The organism is Rhizobium moroccans (genome assembly GCF_057559155.1).
In genome coordinates, this window is the sequence record NZ_JBHFJG010000030.1 from 1 (window position 1) to 8,924 (window position 8,924).

General features: G+C 60.2%; 11 protein-coding genes and 1 tRNA gene. 6 read left to right on the top strand and 6 right to left on the bottom strand.

The genetic code is table 11. From position 1 onward, the window contains the following. From ACE04I_RS16065 to ACE04I_RS16080, 4 genes are all read right to left on the bottom strand, one after another. A partial coding sequence (locus tag ACE04I_RS16065; RefSeq protein ID WP_487207155.1) for a porin occupies positions 1-677 on the bottom strand: 677 nt, incomplete at its 3' end. 407 nt (positions 678-1,084) lie between these two features. Further along, positions 1,085-1,175, bottom strand: a tRNA-Ser gene (locus ACE04I_RS16070). A 255-nt stretch (positions 1,176-1,430) separates the two neighbouring features. Then, positions 1,431-2,231, bottom strand: coding sequence for an aldolase/citrate lyase family protein (locus ACE04I_RS16075; protein WP_487207281.1), 801 nt, complete (start codon positions 2,229-2,231; stop codon positions 1,431-1,433). Positions 2,232-2,255: 24 nt separating this feature from the next. Next, positions 2,256-3,473, bottom strand: coding sequence for an NAD(P)/FAD-dependent oxidoreductase (locus ACE04I_RS16080; protein WP_046795639.1), 1,218 nt, complete (start codon positions 3,471-3,473; stop codon positions 2,256-2,258). Positions 3,474-3,690: 217 nt separating this feature from the next. Between ACE04I_RS16080 and ACE04I_RS16085 the strand changes: the two genes are divergently transcribed. Continuing rightward, on the top strand, positions 3,691-4,044 hold the full coding sequence (locus ACE04I_RS16085) for a PilZ domain-containing protein (protein WP_046795640.1): 354 nt from the start codon (positions 3,691-3,693) through the stop codon (positions 4,042-4,044). Here the strand turns inward: ACE04I_RS16085 and ACE04I_RS16090 are convergent. Further along, complete coding sequence (locus ACE04I_RS16090; protein WP_052760454.1) at positions 4,008-4,250, bottom strand: hypothetical protein; 243 nt, start codon at positions 4,248-4,250, stop codon at positions 4,008-4,010. The two genes, ACE04I_RS16085 and ACE04I_RS16090, sit on opposite strands and share 37 nt — an antisense overlap. 144 nt (positions 4,251-4,394) lie before the next feature. Here ACE04I_RS16090 and ACE04I_RS16095 point away from each other — a divergent pair, with 144 nt between their 5' ends. Both ACE04I_RS16095 and ACE04I_RS16100 read left to right on the top strand, forming a co-directional pair. Next, a complete protein-coding gene (locus ACE04I_RS16095) occupies positions 4,395-5,261 on the top strand; it encodes a LysR family transcriptional regulator (protein ID WP_046795641.1) in 867 nt (288 codons plus the stop codon). A 70-nt stretch (positions 5,262-5,331) separates the two neighbouring features. Further along, on the top strand, positions 5,332-6,453 hold the full coding sequence (locus ACE04I_RS16100; RefSeq protein WP_487207282.1) for a pyridoxal phosphate-dependent aminotransferase: 1,122 nt from the start codon (positions 5,332-5,334) through the stop codon (positions 6,451-6,453). A gap of 94 nt (positions 6,454-6,547) precedes the next feature. On the opposite strand, the gene ACE04I_RS16105 is transcribed toward ACE04I_RS16100, so the two are convergent. Further along, positions 6,548-6,814 carry an SEL1-like repeat protein gene (locus tag ACE04I_RS16105; RefSeq protein WP_046795642.1) on the bottom strand — a complete coding sequence of 89 codons (267 nt, stop codon included), beginning with the start codon at positions 6,812-6,814 and terminating at the stop codon, positions 6,548-6,550. Between the two features lie 484 nt (positions 6,815-7,298). Between ACE04I_RS16105 and ACE04I_RS16110 the strand changes: the two genes are divergently transcribed. From ACE04I_RS16110 to ACE04I_RS16120, 3 genes are all read left to right on the top strand, one after another. Then, positions 7,299-7,637, top strand: a complete 339-nt coding sequence (locus ACE04I_RS16110) for a DUF2147 domain-containing protein (RefSeq protein ID WP_046795643.1) — start codon at positions 7,299-7,301, stop codon at positions 7,635-7,637. Positions 7,638-8,281: 644 nt separating this feature from the next. After that, positions 8,282-8,524 (top strand): hypothetical protein, encoded by a 243-nt coding sequence (locus ACE04I_RS16115; protein WP_046795644.1) that lies wholly within the window; start codon positions 8,282-8,284, stop codon positions 8,522-8,524. A 90-nt stretch (positions 8,525-8,614) separates the two neighbouring features. Further along, positions 8,615-8,845, top strand: a complete 231-nt coding sequence (locus ACE04I_RS16120; RefSeq protein WP_046795645.1) for a hypothetical protein — start codon at positions 8,615-8,617, stop codon at positions 8,843-8,845. Positions 8,846-8,924: the final 79 nt, after the last annotated feature.

Genomic DNA, 8,924 nt, shown 5'->3' on the forward strand with positions numbered 1-8,924 from the left:
AGGTTAGCGGATACGCCGCCGAACGTGCCGCCGATCAGGCCGTTGACGCCGAGTTCGTCGTCGTTACCGGCTTCGTCGGTCTTCCAACCAGCCTGCGAGTTGAAAGCGTCACCCTGGATGTAAGCCTGGAATGCCTCGGTTGCAAAGGTGTAGCGGATCGAGTTGTTCAGGGTGTCGCCACCGATGTAGTCAGCGCCAGCAATCGGACCGCCGTCGGAGAGAACGGTTTCACCCGGCAGACCGATATCGAAGTAGTTGTAGAAGTAACCGACCTGCAGACCGCCGAGCTGGATGAAGCTCTCTTCGAGGTAGTAGTCGTCATCGCTGTTGCTGTTGGCGCGCAGCGTGATCTGAGAGTGCAGCTCACCAAACTCGGTGTCGCTCTTCGCCTGGAAGCGAAGCTGAGCACGCGTGTTGGTGCGGTAACCGCCGTCCTGCAGTTCCACGCCATCGATATCGAAATCGCTGCGGCCATCGACCTGCACACGGACATAACCGCTGATCTTGAGGCAGGTTTCCGTACCCGGGATGTAGAAGTAGCCAGTACCGAACGCGTCGCAGACGCGAACGTATTCCATCGGCTCGGGCTCAGCGGCCACGATCGCGTCGGCCGCCTGGGCGCCAGATACTGCTGCGAGGGCAGCAGCGGAGCCGAGAAGAAGGCTCTTGATGTTCATTTTGACCTCCAGTCAAAGTTTCGTTTGGGTCTGGGTTCTTTGCTGAAGGACAGCGTTCCCTGCCCCATCCCCGCGATTACCAGAAAACGGACGATCCACCGCCTCGCTTCCGAATGTGAAAATACAAGACGTCGAAGGCCATGCAATCTTGAACTACAGCCAAACAAGCTCATCCGACCTGCTTCGATGAAGGCTGTTGCCGAAAGGACACAAAAGCGAGAGCAGGACGGCATCAACATTTACCCTTCGTTAAGAAAGGACTTATGTGCCAGTTACTTAGCAAAGGCATAGGGGAAATGGGCGCAACAACCGATGCGGTTCATCGCGGAACGGCTTTTCCCGCAAAGGGCGATGCCGAATGTGGATGAGCGGGCGGGTGTGGAAAACCCCGAAACGCATGGTGTTGATGGCGGAGAGGAAGGGATTCGAACCCTCGATACGCTTTTGACGTATACTCCCTTAGCAGGGGAGCGCCTTCGACCACTCGGCCACCTCTCCGGTGAGGCCTCAGTAAGTTGAAGAGCCTGTGAATGCAAGGCCTTTGTGAATTCATCCGCCAAGTTTTGGACGAATCACACCGTCCGAACTGCTTCCCAGGGAGATTGATATCCCCGCTCGCGCGCGCTGATTCTCCAGCGGGCCGTCCTGGCGGAGCCGATGGATTATCTGACGCAGATCCGGCGATTCGGTGGCATTCACACGCTGGCCGAACGCCGGCTCTTCGGGCGATGCTTGCCGCGGACAGATCGATTCTCAATAGCCGGCCCTGTGTCCGGCAGGTTCGCCGCCCCGGCCGTAGCGGGATGCGAGCCCACGAAGTGCTGCGGCAAATTCGGTCACATCGGCGCCGACAGCGACGAATCGGGCGCCGAGATCGATATAGCGGCGGTTGAGTGATTCGCTGAAAGTCAGGATGCCCGCGGCCTTGCCCGCGCCGGTGATTGTCGCGATCGCCTTTTCGATCACCTCCTGCACCTCCGGCGCTTCCATGCGGCCGAGATAGCCCATGTCGGCGGAAAGATCGGCGGGACCGATGAAGACCCCATCCACGCCCTCGATGGCCGCGATGTTTTCGAGATCGGCGATCGCCGCCATGGTCTCGGCCTGCACCAGAAGGCAGATCTCGTCCTCCGCGGTATCGGCATAGTCGGCGACCGCATTGAAGGCGGAAGCCCTGCCCACCGCCGCGCCGACGCCGCGAATGCCTTTAGGCGGATAGCGCAGCGCGCGCACCAGCTCGCGCGCCTGATCCGCCGAATCGACCATGGGCACGAGAATCGTCCGCGCGCCGATATCGAGCACCTGCTTGAGCATCCACGGCTCGCCGACCGGCACGCGCACCACCGGCTCGACCGGATAGGCCGCGAGCGCCTGCAATTGGGCCAGAATGCTGCGCAGGTCGTTCGGCCCGTGCTCCCCGTCGATCACCAGCCAGTCGAAACCGGCGGTTCCGGCAATCTCCGCCGGCAGCGGCTCGCCCATGTTCAGCCAAAGGCCGATCTGCAGGCGATCCTCGCGAATGGCGGCTTTGAAGTGATTCTTCGGCACGGGCATGTTGTTCGTCCAGTATTAAAGGAGTCAGGAAAGGAGCTGCTTGAGATCGATGGATGGATCGGCGAGCACCCTCCTGTCCGGCGCTATCCCCGCTTCCAGCATCTTCTTGCCGGTGACATAGGCCTTGGCATCGTTGATCGCATCGACGGCGATGAACTCGCCTTCCCGGAAATACCAGATGGAAAGGCTGCCCTCGCGCATTCCAGGTCGCACCAGCGTCTCGTCGTAACCCAGATTGAAGCCGGCGATCTGCAGTTTCACGTCATACTGGTCCGACCAGAACCAGGGCTTCGGATCATAAGGTTCGCCGTCACCCGCCAGAACGGTCGCCACGGCTTCAGCCTGATCGACGGCATTCTGTACCGATTCGAGACGAATTCGCCGCCCTCTCCAGGGCAGCATGGCGCAATCACCCATCGCGAAGATGGAAGGATCGGAGGTGCGGCCGAATTCGTCGACGATTACGCCGTTTCCGACATCAAGGCCGCTTTCCTGCGCCAGCCGGTCATTCGGCATCACGCCGATGCCGACGATGACGACATCCACATCGACCACCGAACCATCGGAAAGCTCGGCGCCGCGCACCTTGCCGCCTTCGCCGAGCAGCCGCACGAGCCCGGTCTTCTCGCGGATCACCGCCCCGTGCCGCAGGTGGATGGCGCGCATGGCGTCCGCGGTCTCCTTGGCGGCGACGCGCTGGAGGATACGGTCGGCCATTTCGATCAGCGTCACCTCGACGCCGAGATGGCGGGCAACCGCCGCCGCCTCCAGGCCGATATAGCCGCCGCCGATGATGAGAAGCCGCCGGCCGGCCCGCATCTCCCCGGAAAGCAGATCGGCATCGCGCTTGTCGCGGACCACGAAGACCCCGTCGAGATCGCCTCCGATGGCGGCGGGCAGTGTGCGCGGCGTGGAGCCGGTCGCAAGCGCCAGTGTCTCATAGTCCAGAACGGAGCCGTCCTGCATGCGCACCCGCCTGGCGGCCCGGTCTATCTCCTCGACATGGGTGGAAAGCCTCAGATCGACCTGGTTTTCCGCATACCAGTTTTCCTGGCGGAAGGTCAGCCGGTCGAATTCCATCTCGCCGAGCAGGTATTTCTTGGAAAGCGGCGGGCGCTGATAGGGCGGCACGTCCTCGGCGCCGATCAGGGTGATGGGCCGTTCATCCTTCAGCAAGCGAAGCTTCGCGGCGAGCGCGAAACCCGCCTGCCCCGCGCCGACGATCACCAGCCTGCCTGTCACCTCGATCCCCCTGACACATCCGCCACATGACGCATGTCGCGTCAGTTGAGGCGTAACCCTGCCGCGCCTGCCCGTCAACCGCAGACGGTTGCGCGTACGCACGGAAGCCATGGCGCGACGAAAACGCGCGGGACAGACGGCATTTTAATGATCTGTTTCAGAATGCGTCAGCCGATCTGGGCTTAGACTGACCGCATGAGGAGAAAAGGAGGGTGCCATGCCCTTGAATATGGACGAGGACCCGAAACGGGACGCGCCGCGCGACCGGGCCTTCCAGAAATTCACCGTGGATCGCCCAGGCAGAATCATCTTCGTCGGCCGGCGGTTGAGCACGACCACGCATTTCCGCTGCCTCGTCCACTCCATCTCTCTCTATGGTGCGGAACTGGAAATCGCCCCGCACATGCCGGTGCCGAACAATTTCTTCCTGGAAATCCTCGGCATCCACGACGAGATCGGCTGCACGGTCATCCGCCGGGAAGAGGAAAGGCTGACGGTCGGCTTCAACATGCTGATCGATCCGGAATTCCTGCATCACGTCGTGCGGCTGAACTTCGAAACGAGCCATTGAGGTTCGTCGTTTTCCGATCGCAGGCGGCGGCCCGGCCGATTCCGGCCGGCGCGCGAAGAACCGCCCGAAACCCATGAGAGAAACGGCAGCGCCCAGAGGAGACCCCGCCATTCGGTGCCCTCCAGCGGATCGGCAAGAGGATTGCTCTTCTTCTTGCAATCCTCGTCCCTAAGACGCTCCCAGAGCCTTACCCAGTTGAGAAGCATGGCATCCACTCCATCTATAATGTCTTGGCTATACCTGCCGTTCAGCTAGGGAGGTTGGGAGCGGACCTGTAGACGCGACGGCGAAAGGCGCGTTTCACCGCTGAAAGATGGAGAAGTCGCCGTTTGAGGCATAAGGGTGCCGCCATGAAGGATGCCGATTGGGACGACCTCAAACTGTTCTTCCATGTGGCGCAGGAGGGCGGCCTCAGCGGCGCGGCCGAGCGCACGGGCATCAGCGCGCCGACGATCGGCCGGCGGATGCTGGCGCTCGAAAGGGTGACCGGGCGCACCCTGTTCGTGCGCAGCCAACAGGGATACCGGCTGGCGCCGGACGGCGAGGTCCTGCTCGAACACGTGCGGGCCATGCGCCGGACGGCGGAAAGCATATCCGACTGGCACAGGAAGGCCTTTGCGCTCCCGATCGTCTCGATCGGCAGCGATGTCTGGCTTTCGGGCTTCATCGCCGACAATATCCCAGCTCTCCGAGGCGGCGAGGACCGCTTTCGCCTGTGCTGCAAATCTCTGCACGCAGGCGTCGATTTCACCTATCGGGAGGCGAATGTCGGCCTCGTCAACCGCCGGCCGCAGAGCGGCAATGTCGCGGTGCGCCGCTCCGTCGACATCGCCTATGCTATATATAAGGCCTCGGACCTTCCCGATTCCGACGAGCTGCCTTGGATATCCATCGGCACCGAGAATGCCTTTTCGCCCGCCGACAAATGGGTGTTCCAGCATCACGAGGCCGACATTCTTACCTGGACGAACTCGCCGGCCCTGCTTGCCCGGCTGATCCGCAGCGGCAACGGCAGAGGCGTCCTTCCGTGTTTCGTGGGCGATTCGCAGCCTGGGCTTCGGCGTCAGGGTGACATTATAGAGGACCTCACCCACACGATATGGATCGTCGCCAATGACGACGATCGCCATCGTCCGGAGATACGCCTCGTGATCGAGCGGCTGAGCCGTCTCTTCAAGGACGAGGAGAAGCGGTTCCGCGGCGAGCGGACGTCGTGAACGGACGCGGCCCTTGCATGGGAAAGAATCGCTCTTATTGTGTGCCGGCTTTCATAACCGGGACATCGTCATGCCTGCATTTTCGCGTTTCACGCCGCTGGTCGGCGCGCTTCCCGCAACCGTTCCCTTCGTCGGGCCGGAGGCGATCGAGCGCAATCGGGGGCTTACCGTCAAGGCGCGCATCGGCGCGAACGAGAACGGCTTCGGCCCCGCGCCTTCCGTGATCGAAGCGATCGGTGCCGCGGCGACGGAAACCTGGAAATATTCCGATCCGGAGAACTTTCTCCTGAAACAGGCGCTCGCCGCCCATCTCGGCTGCTCGTCCGACAATCTCGCCGTGGGCGAAGGGATCGATTCTCTGCTCGGTCTCATCGTGCGGCTCGTCATCGAGCCCGGAATGCCGGTCGTAACTTCGTTCGGCGCCTATCCCACCTTCAACTTCCACGTTGCCGGCCATGGCGGGCGGCTGGTCACGGTGCCCTATGTGGACGACCGCGAGGATCTGGAAGGGCTTCTCGATGCGGTGAAGCGGGAGAATGCGCCGCTCGTCTATTTCGCCAATCCCGACAATCCGATGGGAAGCTGGCACGATGCCGACAACATCGTGGCCTTTGCCAAGGCGCTGCCGGAAACCTGCCTCATGATCCTCGACGAGGCCTATTGCGAAACCGCGCCCGCCGGGGCGACACCGCCGATCTCCGCGCTGATCGACCTGCCCAACGTGATCCGCACCCGCACCTTCTCGAAGGCTTACGGGCTTGCAGGCGCTCGCGTCGGCTACGCGATCTCTACGCCCGGCACGGCGCAGGCCTTCGACAAGATCCGTAATCACTTCGGCATGAGCATAGTCGGAGTAGCGGCGGCAATCGCTGCGCTCAAGGACCAGGCCTATCTAGCCGAAGTGATCGGCAAGATAAAAGCCTCTCGGGAGCGGATCGCGGCGATCGCGCGCGAGAACGGCCTTGTCCCCCTGCCCTCAGCGACCAATTTCGTCGCCATCGATTGCGGCCGCGACGGAGCCCACGCCCGCGCGATCGTCGACGGATTGATGGAGCACGGCGTCTTCATTCGTATGCCAGGCGTGGCACCGCTCAATCGCTGCATCCGCATCAGCACCGGGCCGGAAGAGAACATGACGCTGCTGGCAAAGGCACTGCCGCAGGTTTTGAAGCGAGTAGCGAGTAGTGAGTAGTGAGTAGTGAGTAGTGAGTAGTGAGTAGCTTTCACATGCGGACCTTGGCGCAATCCGCATTTCTGCTCACTAACGGCTAATCACTACTCACTACTCAATGCACCGTCATCCAGTCGCGAGCCGCGCGGAGCGCCTCGGCAAGCTGGGCCTTGCTCATCGTCGACACCAGATCGGCGCGCAACTCGGCGGCGCGATCGCAGCCCTTGATGGCGGCAATGTTAAGCCACTTGTGCGCGGCAACCAGATCGCGATCCACCCCGCGGCCTGTCGCGTACCGCACTCCCATCTCACAGAGAGCGTCGGCGCGTCCTTCTCCCCTCATCATGGTGGGCTCGGACATGTGCGTTTCGAAATGTGCCATCGGTTTATCCCTGTTCGTACCTGTTATTCATCGTCCCTGTTTCGATGCCCTTTCGGGCTCCTCGAGATCGCCGTCTTCATGCGGCTTCTTGATCCCTCGGCCGGCGGGTTTCCCGCTCGTCTGATGCCCAAACCTTCGCGGAAACCTTCAAAAACTCGCTTAAAACGCATGCTTAATTTGCCGAAAACAAAGTTCAAATGATTGGTAAATTTGAGTTTTTGTTAAACATCGGAACTCCTGCCTATTAAGGACTTCTGCAGGATTTTTACGAAAACTTCAGAATTGGAATTTCAACGGATTGCTAACCAAGAATCGCGTCAGCCTTGCCGGATGCACCAGACGCGGAGGTGGTGAAGCCGGCCTCCGCACATATTTACCTTTACGTTCGCGTAAGATATTGTGGGAACCGGCTTTCTGGAGGAAGGCCGGAGGAAAAAGGCATGTCCGCAATGAACGTGCCTCATGCATCGGGAGGGAAACGAGGATGCAGAAATTGATGCTGGCGGCAGCTTTCGTGCTGGTTGCCGCAACGGCCGGAAACGCCGCCGAAGCAATCGAAGGAAACTGGAAAACGGCAAGCGGCGAAACCGCGAAGATCGGCCCTTGCGGCGGCGCCTATTGCGTGACGCTGGTCACCGGCAAGCATGCGGGAAAGCAGATCGGCCGACTTTCCGGCACGGGCGGGCAATATAGCGGGCAGATCACCGATCCGGCCGAAGACAAGACCTATAGCGGGTCGGGCACCGTCTCGGGCAATTCGCTGCGGATGAAGGGCTGCGTCCTGAAAATCCTCTGCAAGTCGCAAACCTGGACGCGTCTTTAATATTATAGGATCGACCGGAGCACGGGCGGGTGATGAAATCTGCCGAAGGCTCATCGAGTGGGTCTTAAGCGTCCCTTTGTACATATAGCTGTCATCTAAGCATGATTTATCCCGGTCGCGGCGCCTCGCCGCGGCTGCCGGAGCTCGTGCTTTCTGCATGAAGAGGCGAGGCAAACTAGATTTTTTTGCCCGGTTGGTAGGCCGCTGCCTCTTTTCCCACCGCGCTTCTGGCAACTATTTTTGCATTTCACAGTTTTGTGAAACTCTTGAAATATGCCAACCTCATTTAAATGCCGCATAAAAGACATGAAAAAGCCACATTGTGCACAGCACTCACAACCCTAGATTAATTCCATTTTGGAAACACGCAACATACTGTATTAATTGCTCAATTTATAAAACGCAGACGTGATTAAATCGATTAACACCCATTCCTAAAGCTTTATTAAGCACGGCTATCAACCGGAGGGCGCATATGCGAGACCACCACCTCAGGTCGTCAACATTTCATTGACAGTCGTATCCCGAATGAGGGTCTTCCGGATCGAACCGATCGGTCCGATATGAGCACCGTAAACAGCAAATCACTCTCCCCGGTTCGTACCCCAAGAGCGAACCTCCGTCAGACGGAAAGGACTATATCAATGACCAAGTCTCTGACCTCCACCCTTGCCGCCGCCCTGATCGCTTCCGCCGCCTTTGGTGGCGCAGCCCTCGCCGCCGGCGACTATTATGAAGGTGCTTCCAAGGATGCTGCTACCGTCGCGGTCGACACCGTCCGCACCCACAGCACTGCCAAGAACAACGGCCACCTGGTTCTGGCCCAGAACGATCAGGCCAACATCAACCGTGGTGACTACTACGAAGGCGCAAACCGCCCGAACTAATTCGGCGCAGCTCATTCAAGACACCGTATCTCCCGTGCACTGGTCGCAAACTTAAGTGCCGGGAGACCCCAAAAGGAAAAGGATACGAACATGAACAAGTCTTTTGCTCTCGTTGCCGCACTCGTTGCTTCCGCAGCTTATGGCAGCGCCGCTCTTGCCGCTGGTGACTATTATCAGGGCGCAGACAAGAACGCCTCCCAGTCGCATGTCGACGCCCGCCACACCGGCAGCATCAACAGCGGCAACCACTCGGTACTCGCCCAGAACGATCAGACCATCAATCGCGGCGATTACTACGAAGGCGCGAACCGCCCGAACTAATCGGCGCGGTTCATTCAGGACACACGGTCTCCCCGCGCACCGGTCGCAAACCTTAGGTGCCGGGAGACCTCCAAAACTC